At 63.5% G+C, this 20,231-nt stretch carries 21 protein-coding genes, 1 tRNA gene and 1 riboswitch; of the genes, 11 read left to right on the top strand and 11 right to left on the bottom strand.

Features of this window, described 5'->3' with window-relative positions; genetic code table 11:
• Positions 1 to 5 precede the first annotated feature (5 nt).
• The gene (pdxA, locus tag LDZ28_RS11085) at positions 6 to 1,007 is read left to right on the top strand and encodes a 4-hydroxythreonine-4-phosphate dehydrogenase PdxA (RefSeq protein ID WP_244826203.1); all 1,002 of its coding nucleotides are present in this window, start codon (positions 6 to 8) and stop codon (positions 1,005 to 1,007) included.
• A 47-nt stretch (positions 1,008 to 1,054) separates the two neighbouring features.
• Positions 1,055 to 1,864 (top strand): 16S rRNA (adenine(1518)-N(6)/adenine(1519)-N(6))-dimethyltransferase RsmA, encoded by an 810-nt coding sequence (gene rsmA, locus LDZ28_RS11080; RefSeq protein WP_244826202.1) that lies wholly within the window; start codon positions 1,055 to 1,057, stop codon positions 1,862 to 1,864.
• Positions 1,865 to 1,867: 3 nt separating this feature from the next.
• Here the strand turns inward: rsmA and LDZ28_RS11075 are convergent, their stop codons facing one another.
• Positions 1,868 to 2,095 carry a hypothetical protein gene (locus LDZ28_RS11075; protein ID WP_244826201.1) on the bottom strand — a complete coding sequence of 76 codons (228 nt, stop codon included), beginning with the start codon at positions 2,093 to 2,095 and terminating at the stop codon, positions 1,868 to 1,870.
• Positions 2,096 to 2,270: 175 nt separating this feature from the next.
• Here LDZ28_RS11075 and LDZ28_RS11070 point away from each other — a divergent pair, with 175 nt between their 5' ends.
• Complete coding sequence (locus LDZ28_RS11070; protein ID WP_244826200.1) at positions 2,271 to 3,539, top strand: DNA repair exonuclease; 1,269 nt, start codon at positions 2,271 to 2,273, stop codon at positions 3,537 to 3,539.
• 4 nt (positions 3,540 to 3,543) lie between these two features.
• The gene (locus LDZ28_RS11065) at positions 3,544 to 6,993 is read left to right on the top strand and encodes a YhaN family protein (protein WP_244826199.1); all 3,450 of its coding nucleotides are present in this window, start codon (positions 3,544 to 3,546) and stop codon (positions 6,991 to 6,993) included.
• Here LDZ28_RS11065 and LDZ28_RS11060 read toward each other — a convergent pair.
• Positions 6,990 to 8,063, bottom strand: a complete 1,074-nt coding sequence (locus LDZ28_RS11060; protein WP_244826198.1) for a YafY family protein — start codon at positions 8,061 to 8,063, stop codon at positions 6,990 to 6,992. The genes LDZ28_RS11065 and LDZ28_RS11060 overlap by 4 nt on opposite strands.
• Before the next feature lie 164 nt (positions 8,064 to 8,227).
• On the opposite strand from LDZ28_RS11060, the gene LDZ28_RS11055 reads away from it, so the two are divergent.
• A complete protein-coding gene (locus LDZ28_RS11055) occupies positions 8,228 to 8,821 on the top strand; it encodes a hypothetical protein (protein WP_244826197.1) in 594 nt (197 codons plus the stop codon).
• 71 nt (positions 8,822 to 8,892) lie between these two features.
• Here LDZ28_RS11055 and LDZ28_RS11050 read toward each other — a convergent pair.
• From LDZ28_RS11050 to LDZ28_RS11010, 9 genes are all read right to left on the bottom strand, one after another.
• Positions 8,893 to 8,968: transfer RNA gene (locus tag LDZ28_RS11050), tRNA-Lys, on the bottom strand.
• 165 nt (positions 8,969 to 9,133) lie between these two features.
• The gene (gene ybgF / locus LDZ28_RS11045) at positions 9,134 to 9,883 is read right to left on the bottom strand and encodes a tol-pal system protein YbgF (RefSeq protein WP_244826196.1); all 750 of its coding nucleotides are present in this window, start codon (positions 9,881 to 9,883) and stop codon (positions 9,134 to 9,136) included.
• Positions 9,884 to 9,938: 55 nt separating this feature from the next.
• A complete protein-coding gene (gene pal, locus LDZ28_RS11040) occupies positions 9,939 to 10,445 on the bottom strand; it encodes a peptidoglycan-associated lipoprotein Pal (protein ID WP_244826195.1) in 507 nt (168 codons plus the stop codon).
• A 54-nt stretch (positions 10,446 to 10,499) separates the two neighbouring features.
• Positions 10,500 to 11,792, bottom strand: a complete 1,293-nt coding sequence (tolB, locus tag LDZ28_RS11035; protein WP_244826194.1) for a Tol-Pal system beta propeller repeat protein TolB — start codon at positions 11,790 to 11,792, stop codon at positions 10,500 to 10,502.
• Positions 11,793 to 11,912: 120 nt separating this feature from the next.
• Positions 11,913 to 13,010 (bottom strand): cell envelope integrity protein TolA, encoded by a 1,098-nt coding sequence (tolA, locus tag LDZ28_RS11030; RefSeq protein WP_244826193.1) that lies wholly within the window; start codon positions 13,008 to 13,010, stop codon positions 11,913 to 11,915.
• Positions 13,007 to 13,450 carry a protein TolR gene (tolR, locus tag LDZ28_RS11025; RefSeq protein WP_244826192.1) on the bottom strand — a complete coding sequence of 148 codons (444 nt, stop codon included), beginning with the start codon at positions 13,448 to 13,450 and terminating at the stop codon, positions 13,007 to 13,009. The genes tolA and tolR overlap by 4 nt, the downstream gene beginning before the upstream one ends.
• A 9-nt stretch (positions 13,451 to 13,459) precedes the next feature.
• Positions 13,460 to 14,137 carry a protein TolQ gene (tolQ, locus tag LDZ28_RS11020; RefSeq protein ID WP_016346195.1) on the bottom strand — a complete coding sequence of 226 codons (678 nt, stop codon included), beginning with the start codon at positions 14,135 to 14,137 and terminating at the stop codon, positions 13,460 to 13,462.
• A 142-nt stretch (positions 14,138 to 14,279) separates the two neighbouring features.
• Positions 14,280 to 14,732 carry a tol-pal system-associated acyl-CoA thioesterase gene (gene ybgC, locus LDZ28_RS11015; RefSeq protein ID WP_244826191.1) on the bottom strand — a complete coding sequence of 151 codons (453 nt, stop codon included), beginning with the start codon at positions 14,730 to 14,732 and terminating at the stop codon, positions 14,280 to 14,282.
• Positions 14,733 to 14,866: 134 nt separating this feature from the next.
• Positions 14,867 to 15,616, bottom strand: coding sequence for an SDR family NAD(P)-dependent oxidoreductase (locus LDZ28_RS11010; protein ID WP_244826190.1), 750 nt, complete (start codon positions 15,614 to 15,616; stop codon positions 14,867 to 14,869).
• A 193-nt stretch (positions 15,617 to 15,809) separates the two neighbouring features.
• Positions 15,810 to 15,908, top strand: a riboswitch (ZMP/ZTP riboswitch).
• A gap of 178 nt (positions 15,909 to 16,086) precedes the next feature.
• On the opposite strand from LDZ28_RS11010, the gene glyA reads away from it, so the two are divergent.
• The 6 genes from glyA to LDZ28_RS10980 all read left to right on the top strand — a co-directional run bounded on the left by glyA (position 16,087) and on the right by LDZ28_RS10980 (position 20,231).
• On the top strand, positions 16,087 to 17,334 hold the full coding sequence (gene glyA / locus LDZ28_RS11005) for a serine hydroxymethyltransferase (protein ID WP_244826189.1): 1,248 nt from the start codon (positions 16,087 to 16,089) through the stop codon (positions 17,332 to 17,334).
• A gap of 30 nt (positions 17,335 to 17,364) precedes the next feature.
• Positions 17,365 to 17,847, top strand: coding sequence for a transcriptional regulator NrdR (nrdR, locus tag LDZ28_RS11000; RefSeq protein ID WP_244826188.1), 483 nt, complete (start codon positions 17,365 to 17,367; stop codon positions 17,845 to 17,847).
• A 155-nt stretch (positions 17,848 to 18,002) separates the two neighbouring features.
• Positions 18,003 to 18,551, top strand: a complete 549-nt coding sequence (locus LDZ28_RS10995; protein WP_244826187.1) for a GspH/FimT family pseudopilin — start codon at positions 18,003 to 18,005, stop codon at positions 18,549 to 18,551.
• Positions 18,548 to 18,979: a prepilin-type cleavage/methylation domain-containing protein gene (locus LDZ28_RS10990; RefSeq protein ID WP_244826186.1), complete on the top strand. Its 432-nt coding sequence runs from the start codon at positions 18,548 to 18,550 to the stop codon at positions 18,977 to 18,979. The genes LDZ28_RS10995 and LDZ28_RS10990 overlap by 4 nt, the downstream gene beginning before the upstream one ends.
• A complete protein-coding gene (locus LDZ28_RS10985; protein ID WP_244828105.1) occupies positions 18,976 to 19,743 on the top strand; it encodes a PilW family protein in 768 nt (255 codons plus the stop codon). The genes LDZ28_RS10990 and LDZ28_RS10985 overlap by 4 nt, the downstream gene beginning before the upstream one ends.
• Positions 19,740 to 20,231, top strand: a complete 492-nt coding sequence (locus LDZ28_RS10980) for a pilus assembly protein (RefSeq protein ID WP_244826185.1) — start codon at positions 19,740 to 19,742, stop codon at positions 20,229 to 20,231. The genes LDZ28_RS10985 and LDZ28_RS10980 overlap by 4 nt, the downstream gene beginning before the upstream one ends.

Genomic DNA, 20,231 nt, shown 5'->3' with positions numbered 1-20,231 from the left:
ACCGCATGAACGCCGACACCCATCCGCTCGCCCCGGCGATCACCATCGCGATCACCACAGGCGAACCGGCGGGCGTCGGTCCGGAATTGACGGCGGCCGCCTTGCGGGAAGCGCAGGCGCGCTGGCCGTTAGCGCGCTTCGTCGTGCTGGGCGACCGCGAGTTGCTCAAGGCACGCGCCGCGTCCTGGCCTGCCGCGCATGGTGGAATCGAGATCGAGCATCATGCGCTTGCCGCGCCCGCCGAGGCCGGCAAGCTGAACGCGGCCAACGGCCGTTACGTGCTGAATCTGCTCGATGCAGCCATCGACGGCGCGCTCGCAGGCCGGTTCGACGCCATCGTTACCGCACCGCTGCAAAAGAGCACGATCAACGACGCCGGCGTGCCTTTCACCGGCCACACCGAATATCTCGCCGAGCGCACGCATACACCGCAAGTCGTGATGATGCTGGCGGGCACGGGCGAGCGGCCATTACGCGTTGCGCTTGCCACCACGCATCTGCCGCTGAAGGACGTGTCCGCGGCACTGACCATCGACGGATTGGTCGAGACGCTGCGCATCATCGATCACGATCTGCGCGCGCATTTCGGCCTCGCAGCGCCGCGTATTCTCGTGACCGGGCTGAACCCGCATGCGGGCGAGAACGGTTATCTCGGCCGCGAGGAAATCGATGTCATCGCGCCCGCGCTCGAACGTGCTCGCGCGTTCGGTATCGACGCGCCGGGTCCGTATCCGGCGGATACTCTGTTTCAGCCGCGCTATCTGAAAGACGCCGATTGCGTGCTCGCGATGTTCCACGACCAGGGCTTGCCGGTACTGAAATTCGCAACCTTTGGCGAAGGCATCAATGTCACGCTGGGTTTGCCGATCATCCGCACTTCCGTCGATCACGGCACGGCGCTCGATCTCGCGGGCACGGGCCGCGCCGATGCGGGCAGCATGATCGCGGCCATCGACGCCGCCGTCACGATGGCGCGCCACAAGCACCGAGACAAGCGCGGCGTCTGAGCGTCGCGCGGTTCTTCATTCACATCAGTTTCAAAGGCGTCAGACCGATGTCCACCAGACACCAGGGCCATTTCGCGCGCAAGCGCTTCGGGCAGAACTTTCTCGTCGATCAAGGCGTGATCGATTCGATCGTGGATACGATCGCGCCGAAACGCGGCGAACGCATGGTCGAAATCGGACCGGGTCTTGCCGCGCTGACCGAGCCGCTGATCGAACGGGTGGCCACGCCCGAGTCGCCGCTGCACGCCGTGGAACTCGACCGCGATTTGATCGGCCGGTTGGAAAAGCGCTTTGGCGAGCGTCTCGTCGTGCATTCCGCCGATGCGCTCGAATTCGACTTCGGCTCGCTCGCGCTGGAAGGCGACAAGCCGACGCTGCGTATTGTCGGGAATCTGCCGTACAACATTTCGAGTCCGCTCTTGTTCCACCTGACGAGCTTCGCGCCCAAGGTGATCGACCAGCACTTCATGCTGCAGGACGAAGTGGTCGATCGCATGATTGCCGAGCCCGCCAGCAAGGACTACGGCCGCCTGTCCGTGATGCTGCAATACCGCTACGTGATGGACAAGCTGATCGACGTGCCGCCTGAATCTTTCCAGCCGCCGCCGAAGGTGAATTCCGCGATCGTGCGGATGATTCCGTTCGCGCCGCACGAACTGCTCGTGGTGGATGAGGCGACCTTGAGTGAAGTCGTCAAGGCTGCTTTCGCGCAGCGTCGCAAGGTCCTGCGCAACAATCTCGGCGCGTATCGCGACCGAATCGATTTCGACGCGCTCGGCTTCGATCTCGCGCGTCGCGCCGAAGAAGTGCCGGTGGCGGAGTTCGTTGCGCTGGCACAAGCGCTCGTGCGGGCTTGAGTGTCATAGACATAGCGCGGCGCTCGAAACGTCCGAAAGCAGCCGCATGAGACGTTCGAGCCGCATGCGCTGGTCGCGATGCAGGCCGCGCGTCGCGCTGACCTGCTGCACGCGACTGCGCCAGTACGTCTGGCCGAACAGCGAATTCGCGCCTTCCTTCGACAGGACGCGTTCCAGATGCACGATGGCGGCATCGACTGTCTGCGTGGTGTAAGGGCTCGTTGCGCTCACTTGTTCTCCTCGTTCTGTTCGTTCTTCGGCGGATGCGAGTGAGTCATTGTGCAAGCCCGCAGGGACACATCGCGTCCCGAAGAAACGCGTTCCAACGCGACGCGATTCGTTCTTTGCGGCTGCTATCATCGTCGCTCCGCGCGGTCATCGAGTACATCAAAAAGGAGGCAACGCCATGCGGTTCGTTCACGCGGCGGATATCCATCTGGACAGCCCGTTGCACGGTCTCGCCGCTTATGCCGACGCGCCCGCCGATCTCTTACGCAACGCCACGCGCGACGCATTCACGAAGCTCGTCGATGTCGCGCTCGAAGAGGCGGTGGACTTCATGGTCATCGCGGGCGATCTCTACGACGGCACCTGGCGCGACTACAACACCGGCATCTTCTTTTGCCGCGAGATGGGGCGCTTGCGACGCGCGGGCATTCCGGTTTATGTGCTCTTCGGCAATCACGACGCCGAGAGCGAGATGACGAGCCAGTTGCAGCTACCCGACAACGTGCACACGTTTTCGAGCAGAAAGCCGCAGACCTTTCGACTCGACGCCCTGAAGGTGGCGCTGCACGGCCACAGCTTCAAGGAAAAAGCGGTCACGACGAATCTCGTCACCGCGTATCCGCAGCCGGTCGAGGGCTACTTCAACATCGGCGTGTTGCATACCGCGCTCGAAGGCAGCGCGGCGCACGCGAGTTACGCGCCGTGCTCGATCGCCGAGTTGCACGCGCGGCAATATCACTACTGGGCGCTTGGCCACGTGCACGATTTCGCCATCTGGCAAGAGGCCTCCACGATCGTGTTCCCTGGCAACTTGCAGGGCCGCAATATCCGCGAACCGGGCCGGCGCGGCGCGGTGATCGTCCACGTTTCGGAGACGGAAGAGGTGAGCGTCGAGCGGCTTTTCATCGATGTCTTGCGCTGGGAGTCCGTTATCGTCGATGCCAGCGAAGCCGTCACGCTCGATGACGTCGCGCTCGCGGTCGGACGCGCGCTCGATGCGCTCGTCGAATCCGCCGCGCAACCCGTGCCGCTCGCGGTGCGGGTTACCATCACCGGCGCGACCGAAGCGCATGGCGCGCTATTCGGTCTAGAAGCGCAATTGCGCGCCGAAGTGCTGGCGCAGATCGCGGCGATCAGCCACGACCGTCTGTGGCTGGAAAAAGTGAAGATCGCGACGCAGCCGATCGTGCATTCGAGCGCGGCGGGCGAACCGTTCGCCGGCGGCGCCGATGCGCTCGCCGATCTGCACGCCTTGTTGGTCGAAGCCGAGTCCGACCCGGAGTTTCTAAGCATGTTGAAAGAGCGTTTGATCGGTCTGGCGTCGCAGGCGCCGAGCGAATTACAAAAGTCGGTGCCTGAACTCGAATACGTGCGCAACGACGATCTCGCGCGGATCGTCGCCGAAGTGCGCTCCGGTCTGATCGCCCAACTCGCGGATGCGGAATAGGCTCATGCGCGTCGGCAAGCTAGAACTGATTCGCTTCGGCAAGTTCACGGATCGCGTCATCGAATTTCCGGCGGCGCCACAGGATTTTCACTTCATCGTCGGACCGAACGAGGCGGGCAAGTCGACCATCAAGACGGCGATTGCCGAATTGCTGTTCGGCATTCCGCAGCGCTCGCCGCTCGCGTTCGTGCATCCGCAGAGCGATCTGCAACTCGGCGCAACGCTGCAACTGAACGACGAGACGCTCGCGTTTCATCGCACCAAGAGCCGCAAGGCGTCGCTTGCCAAACCCAATGGCGACGCGCTCGCCGCCGATGCGCTCGCGCCCTTCATCGGCACGGCGGACAAGAGCTTCTTCGAGCAGATGTACTGTCTCGGCCACGAAGGATTGATTGCGGGCGGACGAAGCATTCTCGATGCATCGAGCGATGTCGGGCAGGTGCTGTTTCAATCGGCTGCGGGCATTGCGAGTCTCGGCGCCGTGCGACAACGCCTGGCCGAGGAAGCGGACGCGCTCTGGGCCAAGCGCAAGTCAGGCGACCGCGCGTATTACATCGGCCTCAAGCAATTCGAGGAAGCCACGAGCGAACTGAAGACGGCGAGCGTGCGCACGACGCAATGGCGCAAGACATATACGGCGGTCGATGAAGCCGAGGAGCGCGGCCGCGCGCTCGAAACGCGTCGCGCGGAACTCGAAGCGAAACGCGGCAAGCTGGAGCGGATTCGCCGCGTCGCGCCGTATTTGAACGTGTGGCGCGAGAAGGCGGCCGAGCTCGCGGAACTCGGCGAAGTCACCGATCTTCCCGCCGACGCCGAAGCTGTTTTGCAAAGCGCGCTGACACGGCTTGCATCGGCGCAAACCGCGCACGAGCTGCACGCCAAGGCGACGGCGCAACGTCAGGCGGAGCTGAACGAAATCCGTATCGACCACGCGTTGCTCGCGCTGGAAACCCGCATACGCGCGCTCGACACCACGCGTCATCGGTGCGCGCATCACGCGACCGACATCGCGCGACTCGAACACGATGTCGCCGCGCGTCTGCGCCAAGTCGCGCAGGATTGCGCGGAACTCGGCTGGCCGCAAAACGAAGCGGGCGCGCGTCAGGCGCTGCCCGGACAGCTTGCGTTGCAGACGGTCACGAGCCTGATGCGCGAACGCGGCACGTTGGAGACGGCGGCGCGCAATGCGGCGCGCTCGGTCGATGAAACGCTCGCCCAGATCGGGACATTGAAGGTGCGACTTGGCGGCATCGCCGAGGGCGAGGTCTCGCAGGAGTTGCGCCGCGCGCTGCGGCAGGCGCAGAAATATCGCGAAACGGGCGCGGCGCAAGACCGTCTCGGCGACGCGCGCCGCGAAGCCGCGCAAGCGCTCGAAGCGGGCCTTGCATCGCTTGGCCAATGGTCGCGGCCAATTGCCGAACTGCAAGCGATGAACTTGCCGTCGATCGAGCGCATCGCCATCTTGCGCAGCGAGCGGCAGGAGTTCGCGCTTCGGCTGACGCGCGCCGCCGATCGCATGAACGAAGCGCACGACGCGCTGCACGCCACGCAAACCGAACTCGCCGATTTCACCCAGACGCATGATGTCGTCACGGGCGATCAGGTCCGCAGTGCTCGCAAGACGCGCGATACCGCGTGGCACGCGCTCAAGAGTGGCGCGACGCCGCTCGATTCGGGCGCGCCGCTTTTCGAGACGGCGATGCACACCGCCGATGACCTTGCCGACCGCAGACTCGATTCCATCGGACAAGCCACGCAGTTCAGCGCGTTGCAGCGGCGCGTGGCGGTCGATCAGGAAACGCTCGCACGAAGGCAACGCAGCGCGGACGAAGCCGCAAAAGCGCTCGCGGACGTCGATGCGGCGTGGCACGCGCTCGCATCGCACAGTCAAGTTGCGGAGATGGCGCTCGACGACGTCCCTTCATGGCTCACGCGTCGCGAGCACGTAATCGAGGCGGCGCGCACGCTTGCCCGGCGCGCGGAAGAGTTCGAGCGCGAAAGCGCCGAAGCGGCCACGCGCCATGAAGACCTCGCGCGGCATTTGCCGTTGGCGGAAGCCACCGCCGACTTCGACGTACTTTGCGATGCCGCCGAAGCGCATATCGGCGCCATCGACGAAGCGGTGATCGAGCGGCGTCATATCGTCGGGCAACTCGACGAAGCGCAAGCGGAACTGGTCACGCGGCAGAACACGGCCAAGGCCGCTGCGCTTGCCTTCGAGCGATGGCAAGCCGAATGGTCGCAAGCCGCGGCGAAAGCCGGCGTGGCGGTCGCGGCGGACTCGCAGGCGGCGGCCGAATTGGCCATTGGTATCGTCCACAAGATCGGCGAACAGCTCGTGCAGATCGACGCCATTCGCCACGGACAGATCGACGCCATGCGCGCGGCGCTCGCCTCGTTCGAGTCCGATGCAAGGCAGCTCGCGCTTGAACTCGATGGCACGAACCATGTGCGTGAGCCCGGCGCAATCGCGGCCGAACTCTCGGCGCGGCTCGATACCGCGTGCGCGGCGCGTGCCGATGCCGAGCGTCTGAAGAAGGAACTGGCATCGGCGGGCGAGCAGGTGAGCCGCGCCGAGGCGGGCGTCGAGGAAGCGAAGTCGGCGCTGCGTCCGCTTTACGAGCGGGCCCGCGTGGACAGCGCGGAGTTGCTCGCGCCGCTCATCGGCAAGTCGCAGAAGAAGCGCGCGTTGCTCGCCGCGATCGATGCCGCGCGCGATGCGCTGATCAAAGGTGGCGACGGCCTCGCGCTCGACGTTCTGATCGCGGAAGTGGAGGGCGCCGACCTGTCCGGTCTGCACGGCGAACTGTCGCTGATCGGCGCGGCGCTCGGCGATTCCGTGAAGGCATCGAGCGAACTGGCGACGGAGCTCGATGCCGCGCGCCGCGAACTCAACGCGATCTCCGGCGAAGGCAACGCCGCGCGCGCCGAAGCGAAGCGGCAGGAAGCGCTATCCGTCATGGCCGATGCCGCCGAGCGCTTCGTCAAGGTGGAGACGGCATCGACGCTCCTGAAGTGGGCGATCGACCGATACCGCGAACGCCGTCAAGGCCCGATGCTCACGCGCGCAAGCACGATTTTCTCGGAGCTCACGCTCGGCGCGTTCTCGCGGCTCGCCGTGGATTACGACCGCCAGCCGATGGCGCTCGCCGCCATTCGCGAGAGCGGCGAACACGTCGAGATCACCGGCATGAGCGAAGGCACGCGCGATCAGCTTTATCTCGCGCTGCGTCTGGCTGCGTTGGAGGAGCATGCCGAGAAGGCGTCGCCGCTACCGTTCGTGGCCGACGATCTCTTCATCAATTTCGACGACGGCCGCGCGCGCGCCGGCCTGCGCGTCTTGAGCGCAATCGCGATGCACACGCAGGTGATTTTTTTGAGCCATCACGATCATCTCGTGGACATGGTGCGCGAAGTGTTCGGACCGAAGGTCAACGTGCACTTCATGCGCTAGGCGGTTTCACTCGCACGCGCGTACCGAGCCGCGAGCTTGCGGAAGTCGTCCGCGAATTCGTCGCGCAGCGTTTGCGGCGCGAGAATCTCGACGCCCGCGCCGAGCGCGCGCAGCCACCAGCGCAGCTTGAGGCTCGGCGTCACCGTGCCGGTCACCTTCATGCGGCCGTCGGGCAGCATGTCGATATGCTGATCTTTCGACATCGGCGACTCGCGTAGCTGGTTGCCCGAACTGCCTTCGAACGCGAGTTCGAGGCGCACGGGCGGCTCGGGTAGAAAGTCGAAGACCTGCTGCGTCTCGATGTACTTGCGCAGCTTGAAGTCTTCGGGATACGTGAAGGACTCGCCCGACTCGGACACCGAACGAATGCGGTCCAGCCTGTACAGCGCGCGCACCCATTCCTTTTCGCCTTTTTCCGGACGCGGCGCACGGCCCGGGTCCTGCGCGACCATGTACATCACGCCAGCGGATTCGACGAGCGCGAGCGGCCAGAGCGTCCTGGTTTTCGGCGCGTCGCCTTGCTCGCCTTTGTACGCGGCGCGGTACTGTACGAGCAGTTCGCGCTCGAAGAAAGTCGCTGTCGCCACGGCCTGAAAAATGTCCGGACGCAGCTTCGGACGAATCAGCGTGAAGGCGCCATCGACGGAATCGATCTTGTCCGCCCACGCGCGGTAGATGCGGCTGTCCGCCTTCTCCTGCGAGAGCCGCGCTTCGGCAGCCTTGAAGAGCGGGTCGATGTCGCGCGTGACCGCGTTCGGTAGCTTGTTGCCGGCAAAGCGCTGCAGGATGTGAAACGCCACCGCTTCCGATGCGCTCATCAAGCCGACGCCTTCCTGCAGACCATGCAGCCATGGCTTGCGTTGCCAGAGCAGTTCGCGGCCATTTTGCATCGACATGACGCGCGATTCGGCTTCGAGCGCGGTGAGATGCCGCTGCACTTTTTTCGTGTATCCAACGCGATGCCCGCGCTCTTCGAGACGACGGCGAATTTCGGGTGTGGAGAGCCACGCGAGCGCGTCGCGTTCGGTTGGCAGCACGCGGAGAATGGCTTCGTCGAGGCTCGAGGTCATGACGGTGCGTTGGGTTGGAAGCGGAGAGGTTTGATTATAGGCAGCATTGGGACAGAGGATGTCTCGAACGGTCGAGCGCTGTTTAGGATTGTTCTAGTGACGTTTCGCGTGGCGAGCGGAAAGAATGCCCACGATTAAACGAGCGTCGAGGAGCATTCAGAAGCATGAGCAAACGAGAGCAAGCCAACGAGGAGCTTTTACAGAAGCTCAAGGGCCGGACAACACATGCCATCCAGCGGTATTTCTTCTCGCACGGCGTGTGCGTGAGCCGGTTGGACATTCATCGCGCGATGCGGCTGCCGGAACACGAACCGACTTTTCTCGCGCTGAGACCTTCGTTTGCGCAGGTCAACGAAGCGATCGGTTTGCTGGGCGATATCGGATCGTTGTCGCTTCCGTCGAAGGAAAAGTCGATGCGCGCGGTGTACGAGATCGAAGCGCGGTTGCAAGAGCGGCACGGCGCGGTCGACGGATTAGATGCGGCGCTCGCGCGACTCGATGTGGCCATGCGTTCGGTGCCAGCCCAGCCAAAGCTCTGGCCTCATGCGGCGTGGGGCCTGCTATTGCTGATGATGGCTTACATCGAGTGGCCATTCGCGCTCGCCGGACTGATCGTGTTCGGCGCGGGACTTGGCAAGCACTTGAAGTACAAGCGGCGCCGTGCAGACGCGGATCGCGCTTTGAGCGAGGCCAACGCGAACTTTGAATCGGTAGCGGCGCTTGAGTTGACGCCAAGGGTCGAATTGCTCGAACGATGAAGACTGGTGCTGGTGCGAAGCCAGCGAAGAAAAAGGAAAGGGCCGCGCTAAGCGCGGCCCTTCGATTTCTTTGGTAGGCCGTACGGGATTCGAACCTGTGACCAACGGATTAAAAGTCCGCTGCTCTACCAGCTGAGCTAACGACCCAAAGAGGCGAAATTATAATCGGCCGTTTCGGATTCTGTCAAGGCAGCGCGGGCTGCGCGCGCATCGACGAAACAAAGAAAAACGCCCGCGGCGCAACGGCCCGCGGGCATTCGTCTCGAGAGGCGCGAAACCCGAAAGCTTCGCTCGATGCTTCGATGCTTCTTGTCACTTCACCTGCGACATCTTGCTCTGCGCCGACTGTGCGACTTCAGTGCCGGAATACTGCGAGATGATCTGCTGCAGCGTCTGTTTGGCAGCCGCTTTTTGACCCTGTTCGATCTGGTTATTCGCGATTGCGAGCAACGCCTCGGGCGCTCGCGGATGCGTTGGGTACGTCTTCACCAGATTCTGCCAGACCGCAGTCGATCCCTTGTAGTCGCGCTGCGCGTACAGCGCGTTGCCGAGCCAATACTGCGCGGTCGGCTGATACGGGCTCTGCGGATACTTCGAGACGAATGCCTTGAACGAAGTCGCGGCATTCTTGTAGTCACCGTTGCGGAACTCGGTCGATGCCGCGTTGAACGCTTCCGTCTCGCCAGGTTGCACGGCGCCCGATACGCCGTCGATAGTCTGCTGCTGCGGCTCGAACTTCTTCAAGCGCGTATCGAGGTCGGCGTAATAGTCTTTCTGCTGCTTCTGCAGCGTGGCAACCTGATTGCCCAGATCCTCGTTCTGCCCTCGAAGCGTCGCGACCTGCTGATTAAGCTGATCGATACGATTCGACTGATCGAGGATCGTGCGCTGCGCGGCGGACAACTGGTTGCCCAGACTGTCCGTCTTCGTGCGCAGATCGAGTACGGCCTTGCGCGCTTCGTTGTCGTCGAAGACGCCAGCGTGCGCGGGCACGGCAAGCATCGTCGAACCTGCGACGCACGCGGCTGCGGCAAGGCGCAGCAAGGAAAAGCGATACAACATAGGGCAACTCACCCGTGACTAAGTTACGTTACGTGGACTACTGCTATTGCTGCTGTTATTGCTGGTAGGCGAGATCCGCACGGCGGTTCTGGGCGTACGACGAATCGTCGTGACCCGTCGCCATCGGCTTTTCCTTGCCAAGGCTTACGGCTTCCATTTGCGAATCGGCAACGCCCATCAACGACATGGCGCGACGCACGGCTTCCGCACGCTTCTGACCAAGCGCCAGGTTGTACTCGCTCGTGCCGCGCTCGTCGGTGTTGCCTTGAATCAGGACGTGACGTTCCGGGTGGCTCTTCAGGTACGTCGAGTGTTGTTGCAGCAGCGGCTGATAGTCGTCCTTCACGGCGTAGCTGTCGAAGTCGAAGAAGATGCTGCGCTTGGCGAGCGGGCTGTTCGGGTCGTTCAGCGGGTCGATGTTGACCTGCTTGACGTCCGTCGGGTTCGGCTGCGTGCCGACCGAGCCCTTGTTCGCGCCTTCATCGAGCTTCACGCCCGAGTGACAAGCTGCCAATGCGCCGACCATCGCAACTGCCAGGCCGATACGAAGTTTCGACATCATGGTACCTCTCCTTGTGTTGTAGCTGAACGTTGTATTTGAACGTGTTTGCTGAACTTACTGCATGAACGGACCCCAGGACGGCTCGCGCACCACACCGCCCTGTACGGACAAGACTTGCCGCGTACGACCATCGGTCGATACGGCTGCCAACACGCCACGTCCGTTCACTTGGGTGGCGTAGAGGATGTACTGACCATTCGCCGCGAAGCTCGGCGATTCGTCATGCGTCGTGTCGGTCAGCCCCGTCGCCGTGCCGGACCCGAGGTCCTGCAAATACAGCTTGAAGCCGCCACCGGTGCGCGAAATGTACGCGAGTTGCTTGCCGTCCGGACTCACGCGCGGGCTTGTGTTGTAGCTGCCCGTAAACGTGACCCGCTGGGCCGCGCCGGCGTTTTCACCCGCCGCCGGCATCTTGTAGATCTGCGGTTGGCCGCCGCGATCGCTCGTAAAGTAAATGGAGTTGCCATCGGGCGAGAAGGCCGGCTCGGTATCGATGGAACTGCCTTGTGTCAGACGACGCAGGCCAGAGCCGTCCGCGTTGACTTCGAAAACCTGCGTATTGCCGGTGCGCGACAAGGCCACGGCCAGCTTGCTGCCGTCAGGCGACCACGCCGGCGCACTGTTGTTGCCCTTCTGATTCGATACGACCACGCGCCGCCCGGTCGGCAGATCGTGGATGTAGACCACCGGCTTCTTCTTTTCGAACGACACGTAGGCGACCTTCGTGCCGTCCGGCGACCATGCCGGCGAAATGATCGGCTCCGGGCTGGAAAGGGCGATCTTCGCGTCCTGACCGTCCGAGTCCGAAATCTGCAATTGGTAGCGTCCGCCCGTCTGAATGACGTAGGACAGACGGGTTGCGAATACGCCGCGGCCACCGAGCAACTTGGCGTAGATGTAGTCCGCGATCTTGTGTGCGCTCATGCGCAGGCCGCTTTCGGCGGAAACGAGCGACAAACCGCCGAGATTCTGCTGCTTGACCGTGTCGTAGAGACGGAAGCGCACTTCGTACTGGCCGTTCGGCAGCTTGTTGACGCTACCCGATACGAACGCGTCCGCGCCCTTGGCTTTCCATGCGCCGAGATCGACGGAATCGGTCTCGGAAACCGGCGTGCCGCCCGCGTCGATATTCGTGAATTTGCCGCTTCTCTGCAGGTCCTGACGAATGATCGCGCTGACCTGTTGCGGTGAGCTGCCCTCATTGGCGAAGTTGGCCGTGGCGATCGGAAACTGGGTAGAACCGACGCCAGTCACGAGCACGTTCAACTGGGCATGTGCGGCGGTACCGGCGGCGATCAGACAGGATGCGACCAGCGTTTTCAAGCCAAGCTTCTTCATCAAACTCATGCTGTATTCGTTCCAGAAAAATGCGTTTTCAAGTTACCCGAGACTGCAGAAACAGACCCCCGATTGCACAATTCGTTCCCGTGCGGCAACGGTCTCACGCTTTGCAGTGGTCCCGCGCAATCAACTGCCAGCCGGGCGCAGCGTGATCGTAAATGACCCTGGCGCCTGGTCGTTGATGTCCTTCGGCATGGGATCGGAGCGCTGCACCGCGCGCAACGCGGCAGCGTCCCACTGCTCGTTGCCGCTCGACCGCGTAATGGTCGCCGAAAGCAGCGTGCCCGAAGGCGCGCAGCGCACCGACACGACCGTTTCCAGCCCGGACGTTTCGCCCGACCAGATGATATTCGGCCGCACGCGACGCTGCACCTTCTCGGCATAACCCGCCGACGCCGCGTTGCCGCCCGCGCCCTTGCCGGTGCCACCCTTGGCCAGCCCTTCGCCGCTCGAATTCGTGCCGCCGCCGAGCTGCCCTTGCAGCTGCGCGAGGCGCGACTTGCGTTCGGCATCGACCTTCGCCTTCGCTTCCGCATCCGCCTTGGCTTTTGCCTGCGCCGCGGCCTTGGCCTTGGCTTGCGCATCGGCCTTTGCCTTGGCTTCGGCATCGGTTTTCGCCTTGGCTTCCTTCTGTTCCTGAAGCTGCTCGGCCTTTTGCGCTTCGGCTTGTTGCTGCTGACGCGCCTTGTCCTGTTGCAGCTTCGCTTGTTGTTGCTTTTGCAGGTCGGCCTGACGTTGTTGTTCGATCTGCTTCTGCTTGTCCTGCATGGCCTTCTGCGCGGCGGCCGCCGCGGCGGCTTGAGCGGCGACTTGCTGCTGGCGCTTCGCTTCGGCTTCCTGCTGCGCCAATTCCTGCTGGCGGCGCTGCTCGGCCAATTGTGCATCGCGTGCGGCGGCTTCCTGCTTACGCTTCTTTTCCTGCAGCGCGATGTCGGCGTCCTCGTCCTTCGCGGGCGGCGGCGCAGGCTGCGGCTTCACGGCCACGGGCGGCGGGGGCGCGACGCGCGGCGTGGGAGCAGGCGTGTCGGGAATCTCGGTCCACAGTTCCGCCTCGGCTCCGGCGGGGGTGTTGTTCTGCCAGTTGATGCCGTGATACAGCAGCCAGCCAAGCAGCAAGTGCATGACGGCGGCGAGCGCGAAAGCGCGGCCCGTACCGCGTTCGCGCGGCGGGCGGATGGGTCGCGCTGATGAGCCGCGCGTCTGCCGGTTCTGCAAAAGGGTCATTGCGATTTGACGAGCAATCCGACGCGCTTCACGCCGCGCGCCTTCATATCGGACATCACGTTCATGACGACTTCATACTTCACGGTCTTGTCCGCCGCGATGACGACGGGTTGATCCGGATGCGACTCCTGACGATTGAGTACGAACGTGTTCAGGTCGTCCTTGGTCATTCTCTGCTCTTGCGTCGCGCCGCCTTCTTCCTTGTAGCGCACGTTCATGCTGCCGTCGGCCTTGATGTTGATGACGAGCGGCGGCTGCTGTTCCTGTGGCTGCGCGTTGCCGACGGTCGGCAAGTTGATGATCGAAGGCGACACGAGCGGCGCCGTCACCATGAAGATGACGAGCAACACGAGCATCACGTCGATATACGGCACGACATTGATGTCGGCCATGGCGCGGCGCGAACTGCCGCGCATGCTGGAACGGGACGAGCCTGCCATCGTGACTCCTTAGTGCGCCTGACGCTGCAAGATGTTCGAGAACTCTTCGATGAAGGTCTCGAAGCGGATCGCCAGGCGGTCGATATCGTGAGCGTAGCGGTTGTAAGCGACCACGGCGGGAATCGCGGCGAAGAGGCCGATCGCGGTCGCGACGAGCGCTTCGGCAATGCCGGGCGCCACGTTGGCGAGCGTTGCCTGCTGTACGTTTGCGAGGCCGCGGAACGAATTCATGATGCCCCAGACCGTGCCGAACAAACCGATATACGGACTGACCGAGCCGACCGATGCAAGAAACGCGAGATTCGCTTCGAGCACGTCCATTTCACGCTGAAAGGCAGCCCGCATGGCGCGGCGCGAACCGTCGAGAATCGCGCCCGGATCGGTGATGCGACGCTCCTTGCCCTTCAAGAACTCGCGCATGCCCGATTCGAAGATACGCTCGAGCGCGCCGATGGTGTGACGGTTGTTCGCCGCGCTTTGATACAGCGCCTGCAGGTCGCCTCCGGACCAGAAATCGCGTTCGAAACGCTCGGTTTGCGCGCGCGCGCGCCGAATGGCGAACCACTTGCGGAAGATGAAAGTCCACGACAGCAGCGAGAGCAGAAGCAGCAGGGCCATGACGGCCTGCGCGAGCAGGCTCGCATGAATGACGAGAGATACGATCGACAAGTCTTGTGTGTTGTTCATAAAAGTCCGCTGCTTCCACCTGCTATTAGCTGCTATTTACGTCCGGAAAAGGGGCTTCCGGTCAAAGGCGCGTCAGGCTTTCGTGACCGCGACATCAATAAAACGAAAGCCGCCTCGTGGCCGGCTCTTGCCCGTGAAGCGTTCAAACCGGGTGCGCGCGATGCTCGTCCGCGGCAAGCACGACCTGCCCGGCATGAGGACCGCGCCTCAATCCTTCGAGAACTCGTTCGGGAATACCGGCAGGGCGAATCGTTGCGCGATCCACCGAAGCGACGCGAATATCGCCGCTTGCAAGAAGAACCGCGTCACGCCACGCTTCCTGATGAAAATCCACCGATGCGCGCCCGAGCCGCGCGATACGGCTCACGATGCGAATGGAGTCGTCCAGGCGCGCGGGAGCCGAATAATCGACGGATGTTCTTCTCACGACGAACACGATGCCGGCCGATTCGGCCAGCCGCTGCTGGTCGATACCGCACGCGCGCAGCCATTCGGTGCGCGCACGCTCGAAGAACTTCAGGTAGTTCGCGTAGAAGACAATGCCGCCCGCGTCGGTGTCCTCGTAGTACACCCGAATCGGCCATTCGAAATTCAACGAATCACTCACCTTTGCGCCGCCCCGCTCGCGCGGAGGCTTTTGGACCCGCTCCGGCTCGCTTTTTGACAAATAAACATCCGCGGCATTTTACCGGAAGCGGAAGTTGGGCCACCAAATACAGTCGATTCCTCTTACGAGCCGCGGTGTATTTGCAACGGTCCGAAGGTTTGGGCCACGGGCATGAGTTCGATCGCGTTGATATTCACGTGCGCGGGGCGCGTCGCAATCCAGTAGATGGCGTCGGCGATATCCTCGGCGGTTAGCGGCTGCACGTCTTTGTAGACGGCGCTGGCCTTGTCGTCGTCGCCCTTGAAGCGCACGTTGGAGAACTCGGTGCCGCCGCACAGGCCCGGCTCGATATCCGTCACGCGCAACGCGGTTCCGGCAAGGTCGGCGCGCAGGTTCAGGCTGAATTGCCGCACGAACGCCTTGGTCGCGCCGTACACGTTGCCGCCCGGATACGGGTACGACGCCGCGACCGAACCGAGGTTGAACACGTGACCGCGATTGCGCGCCACCATGCCGGGAAGGACGGCATGCGTGACATCGACGAGTCCCATGCAGTTGGTGTCGATCATGTTCTTCCAGTCGTCGAGATTCGCGCGTTGTGCCGGTTCGAGGCCGAGCGCGAGGCCCGCGTTATTGACCAGCACGTCGATCTGGGCGAACGATTCGGGCAGCGAGGCGATGGCGCTCTTGATGGCGTTGCTGTCGCGCACGTCGAGTTCGACTGGCAAGAGCGAGTCGCCGAGTTCCTTCGATAGCGCGGCGAGCCGGTCTCTACGGCGCGCGGCCGCGACGACGCGATGGCCGCCCTTGACGAATGTGCGGGCAATGGCTGCGCCGAAGCCGGCAGAGGCGCCGGTGACGAATACGATCATGAGCGGGCTCCGGAAAGTGGGGGTTGGGCTGTACCGGAGCGCGCGCGGACACACGACCGGCAACGGCGCACAGAGTACTTCCAATGATGCGATGCGGCAAGCAACTGCAAACCAGAACGATCGTGCGTTTTACGCGTTTCGCAGACGCTCGCCAAGTTGCCTAAACCCGGCCGCACCATTACACTACAACGCTCAAACCCCGCGTGACTGGCGATAGAATCTTCGGATTCAAGGTGGAACGACCCACTAGGAAGCGCGGAGTGTCGTTTTGCCGTTCGCCTGGGCAGCTGAGATCCGCGCGCCGTCGCTGCGTTGCCGGTGGCTGTCCGTTCCGCGAACCCGGATTCTTCCCTCATCCGTCGCGTGTGGACCCGTCTGGCGTCCTGCGTCTTCCTTGCGTTTTGCGTTCGTGCTTCGAACGCATCGTCACGCGCGATCCGGTCAACCTGTTTTGATCTCACGGAAAACGTATGTTTGACAGAGCCGAAAGTACCCTCGCCAAGGTCGATCCCGAACTGCTCAAGGCGATCGAGCAGGAAAATCGCCGTCAGGAAGATCACATCGAGTTGATCGCCTCGGAAAACTACACGAGCCCGGCCGTCATGGCCGCGCAAGGCTCGCAACTCACCAACAAATACGCCGAAGGCTATCCCGGCAAGCGCTACTACGGCGGTTGCGAATACGTGGATATCATCGAGCAACTGGCAATCGACCGCGTCAAGCAACTGTTCGGCGCCGAAGCCGCGAACGTGCAGCCGAACTCCGGTTCGCAGGCCAACCAGGGCGTGTTCTTCGCCGTGCTGAAGCCGGGCGACACGATCATGGGCATGAGCCTCGCCGAAGGCGGCCACCTGACGCACGGTTCGCCCGTCAACATGTCGGGCAAGTGGTTCAACGTCGTGAGCTACGGCCTGAACGAAGCCGAAGACATCGACTACGAAAAGACCGAAGCGCTCGCCAAGGAGCACAAGCCGAAGCTGATCGTCGCGGGCGCGTCGGCGTTCGCGCTGCGTATCGACTTCGAGCGCCTGTCGCAAATCGCGAAGAGTGTCGGCGCTTACTTCATGGTCGACATGGCGCATTACGCGGGGCTCGTCGCGGCAGGCGTCTATCCGAATCCCGTTCCGCACGCGGACTTCGTGACCACGACCACGCACAAGAGCCTGCGCGGCCCGCGCGGCGGCGTGATCCTCATGAAGGCTGAATTCGAGAAGCAGATCAACTCGGCCATTTTCCCGGGCATTCAGGGCGGTCCGCTCATGCACGTGATCGCGGCGAAGGCCGTCGCGTTCAAGGAAGCGCTGACGCCGGAGTTCAAGACGTACCAGCAGCAAGTGGTCGATAACGCGCGCGTGCTGGCCGAAACGCTCGTCAAGCGCGGTCTGCGTATCGTCTCGGGCCGCACGGAAAGCCACGTCATGCTGGTCGATCTGCGCGCAAAGAAGATCACCGGCAAGGCGGCCGAAGCCGCGCTCGGCGCCGCGCACATCACGGTCAACAAGAACGCCATTCCGAACGATCCGGAAAAGCCGTTCGTCACGAGCGGCGTGCGTCTCGGTTCGCCCGCCATGACCACGCGCGGTTTCGGCGTGAAGGAAGCGGAGCAGGTTGGCAATTTGATCGCGGACGTGCTCGACGCACCGGAAGACCAGGCGAACCTCGAGCGCGTGCGCGCACAAGTGACCGAGTTGACCAAGCGTTTCCCGGTCTATCGCTGATATTCGAACCGAGCCAGGAACCAAGCCCCGATGCGCTGCCCCTTCTGCCGACACGAAGACACCCAGGTCGTGGATTCTCGCGTGTCGGAGGACGGCGCAGCCATCCGGCGGCGGCGACGCTGTCCATCCTGCGACAAGCGTTTCACCACGTATGAGCGCGTCGAACTGGCGCTGCCGTCGGTCGTGAAGAAAGACGGCAGCCGCACCGAGTTCGATCGCCGCAAGCTCGTCGCGAGCATGAAGCTGGCGCTGCGCAAGCGGCCGGTTGCGGCGGACGCCATCGAGGCAGCCGTCGCGCGCATCGAATATCAATTGCTTGGCAGCGGCGAGCGCGAAGTGCAGAGCGAACGTCTCGGCGAACTCGTGATGAACGAGTTGCGGCAGCTCGACACCATCGCTTATGTACGGTTCGCGTCGGTCTACAAGCGTTTCGAAGACGTGTCCGAGTTCGAGGACGTGCTCGAGGAATTCCGCCGCGCCGCGCCCAAAAAGACCACTTCCCGCAAGCGCTGATTGCGCGTCTGTACCGAGCATCTTTCCCCCAGTCGATCTTTTGCCCTCGGGCAGTGTGCCCCGTGCGAACGCGCGTGAACACTCGTCCATTCGGCTAATGGCGGCGCGCGTTCCTTATCGCTAGATTGAGCATTCGTTCAACTCGTCGATAAGGCATGCAGATGAGCCGCTTCTCGAATTCTGGTTTCACACTCGTCGAACTTTGCGTGGTGCTTGCCGTGATGGCGATCCTCGCAACTTTCGCCACGCCTTCGTTTCTCTCCTGGCAGGCACGCGATCAGATCGATGCCCGCGCGCGCTCGCTTTTCTCGACGCTTTCGCTCGCGCGGGCCGAATCGCTCAAACGCGGCGCGCGCGTCACGCTATGCCGCGTCGATGCGAGCCGGCATTGCCTCGCGGCGGGCAAGGCTTGCGACGCGGGTATCGCGGACTGGTCGTGCGGCTGGGGCCTCTTCGTCGATAAAGACGGCGCGCTGACGCTCTTGCGCTTGCAGCCGGCGATGACATCGGTCGCCATTGCGGGCGCATCGACGGATCTTTCGTTCACGCCGCCGATGGGCCAAGTGATCGGCGGCTTCCGTAGCTTCGATTTCGGCCCGCGCAGCGCGGATGCCAACGCGAATGCGTCGTCGCGGCGCTGCATTCGACTGGCTGCGGGCGGGCGTGCGCGCATGACTCAAGGCGCTTGCGGAGCATCGGCATGAACGCGCGATCGGTCATGCCGAGCATCAGGCGCGGCGGGCGCACTCGATCCGTTCGCCCGCGCGGCGATTCGTTGATCGAGGTGATGATCGCCCTGTCGATCGCGGCGGTCACGGCGCTCGGACTCGTCGCCATGCAAAACGCGCTGGCAAAAGCCGAACGAACGGCGCTGTTGAGCGAACGCGCGGCACTGATGGCCGACTCCATCGGCGAGGCAACGCGTGGCAGCGCGGATAGCTCGGCCATGTTGTCGAGGTGGCGGGCGAGGGCGGCTGCGTTGCTGCCCGATGGAGACATCGCCATCTCGGATCGCGGCAACGGCGTGCAGGTCGCAACCGTCAACTGGCATGTCGCGGAAGGCGCGGAGCCGTGTCCCGAACCGCAGGCGCGACCGCACACGTCATGCATCGCGATGGCCTTTGCACGATGAACACGCGGCTCATTCATTCACGCGGCCACACACTGCTCGAACTTTCGATTGCGCTTGCGCTCGGGCTGTTGATCCTGGCCGCGTCGCTGTCTGTGTATCGCGCTCAGCGTGCGGGCTTCGAACGTGCCGCCGATGCCGCGCACATTCACGATGCCGGCGTCGGCGCGCTCGATCTCGTCGCTCAACAAGTGCAGATGGCCGGATTTTCGGCCGCGGGCGCGACCGACGCGCCGCTCTTCGGCTGTTCGCAGGGGCGCGTGACCGGCGCGGAGACGTCGGCGTCGTGCGAGTCGCTCGCGAGTCACTCGGACGGTCTGCAGGTCCGCTACGCGGCCGACACGGTTTCGACGTGGCCATCGACGAGCGGCACGCCTACCGACTGCATCGGCCAGACGGTTTCGGATGCGTTCGTCTTCAACCGCTATTACGCAAAGCCCAGCACGTCGAGCGGCGAGCCGGAGCTTTATTGCGAGGGCGGGGGTCGTCAGGCGCAACCGCTGGTGGAGGGCGTCGAACGGATGCGCGTCGTCTACTGGATCGCGGGTGCACCGGCCGCGCTCGACGCGTCGGCCATCGCACGCGAACGCTGGCCGGATGTCTACGCCGCCGAGGTCTGCGTGCTCGTGCGTGGCGCGGCGATTCAGGCGAAACGTCGGGCGAACTATGTCGATTGCGATGGCGCACCAGCCGTCAGCGATGACGGACGCACGCGCATGGCCTTCTGGCGCACGGTTGGCATACGCAACGCGCGAGGCACGTCGTGAGGCGGCGCGCGCGTTCGCGCGGCACGGTGCTGCCTATCGTCCTCTTGCTCGCCGCGATGATGCTCGTGACCGCCAGCGCCTGGCTGCAAGCCTCGCTCGTCGCGACCCGCACGGCCGTGTCGGCGCGCGAGCGGATGCAGGCGTTCCATGCGGCCGACAGCGCGTTGGTCCGCTGCGTTCGCATGATTGCCGATGCGCCCGTCATGACGAGTTCGGGCGCGCAGGAGCCTGTGGGCTGGCGCAGCAAGGCGTCGTTCGAAGGAGCGTCGGCCGTCGCCATCGAGCCGTTTGGCGACTGGCCGTATGCGCGCCGCGCGCCGCAATGTCTGATCGAAACTTGGTCGCATACGGACCAGGCGGTGGCGGTGACGTCGTATCTCGTGACGGCGCGTGGCTTCGGCGCATCGCCCGAGACCGAGGCGTGGCTGCAATCAAGAATCGATGGCGCGACCCGACATTGGCGGCGCGTCGTAGCGAAGCCGTTTTGA

Source organism: Caballeronia sp. TF1N1 (assembly GCF_022878925.1).
Lineage (GTDB): Bacteria > Pseudomonadota > Gammaproteobacteria > Burkholderiales > Burkholderiaceae > Caballeronia.
This window is presented reverse-complemented; position numbering and strand designations above follow the sequence as displayed.

Bases quoted from the DNA above. Each gene is read 5' to 3' on its own strand.
- pdxA (WP_244826203.1), top strand. From the start codon at position 6: ATGAACGCCGACACCCATCCGCTCGCCCCGGCGATCACCATCGCGATC.
- rsmA (WP_244826202.1), top strand. From the start codon at position 1,055: ATGTCCACCAGACACCAGGGCCATTTCGCGCGCAAGCGCTTCGGGCAG.
- LDZ28_RS11070 (WP_244826200.1), top strand. From the start codon at position 2,271: ATGCGGTTCGTTCACGCGGCGGATATCCATCTGGACAGCCCGTTGCAC.
- LDZ28_RS11065 (WP_244826199.1), top strand. From the start codon at position 3,544: ATGCGCGTCGGCAAGCTAGAACTGATTCGCTTCGGCAAGTTCACGGAT.
- LDZ28_RS11060 (WP_244826198.1), bottom strand. From the start codon at position 8,063: ATGACCTCGAGCCTCGACGAAGCCATTCTCCGCGTGCTGCCAACCGAA.
- LDZ28_RS11055 (WP_244826197.1), top strand. From the start codon at position 8,228: ATGAGCAAACGAGAGCAAGCCAACGAGGAGCTTTTACAGAAGCTCAAG.
- ybgF (WP_244826196.1), bottom strand. From the start codon at position 9,883: ATGTTGTATCGCTTTTCCTTGCTGCGCCTTGCCGCAGCCGCGTGCGTC.
- pal (WP_244826195.1), bottom strand. From the start codon at position 10,445: ATGATGTCGAAACTTCGTATCGGCCTGGCAGTTGCGATGGTCGGCGCA.
- tolB (WP_244826194.1), bottom strand. From the start codon at position 11,792: ATGAGTTTGATGAAGAAGCTTGGCTTGAAAACGCTGGTCGCATCCTGT.
- tolA (WP_244826193.1), bottom strand. From the start codon at position 13,010: ATGACCCTTTTGCAGAACCGGCAGACGCGCGGCTCATCAGCGCGACCC.
- tolR (WP_244826192.1), bottom strand. From the start codon at position 13,450: ATGGCAGGCTCGTCCCGTTCCAGCATGCGCGGCAGTTCGCGCCGCGCC.
- tolQ (WP_016346195.1), bottom strand. From the start codon at position 14,137: ATGAACAACACACAAGACTTGTCGATCGTATCTCTCGTCATTCATGCG.
- LDZ28_RS11010 (WP_244826190.1), bottom strand. From the start codon at position 15,616: ATGATCGTATTCGTCACCGGCGCCTCTGCCGGCTTCGGCGCAGCCATT.
- glyA (WP_244826189.1), top strand. From the start codon at position 16,087: ATGTTTGACAGAGCCGAAAGTACCCTCGCCAAGGTCGATCCCGAACTG.
- nrdR (WP_244826188.1), top strand. From the start codon at position 17,365: ATGCGCTGCCCCTTCTGCCGACACGAAGACACCCAGGTCGTGGATTCT.
- LDZ28_RS10995 (WP_244826187.1), top strand. From the start codon at position 18,003: ATGCAGATGAGCCGCTTCTCGAATTCTGGTTTCACACTCGTCGAACTT.
- LDZ28_RS10990 (WP_244826186.1), top strand. From the start codon at position 18,548: ATGAACGCGCGATCGGTCATGCCGAGCATCAGGCGCGGCGGGCGCACT.
- LDZ28_RS10985 (WP_244828105.1), top strand. From the start codon at position 18,976: ATGAACACGCGGCTCATTCATTCACGCGGCCACACACTGCTCGAACTT.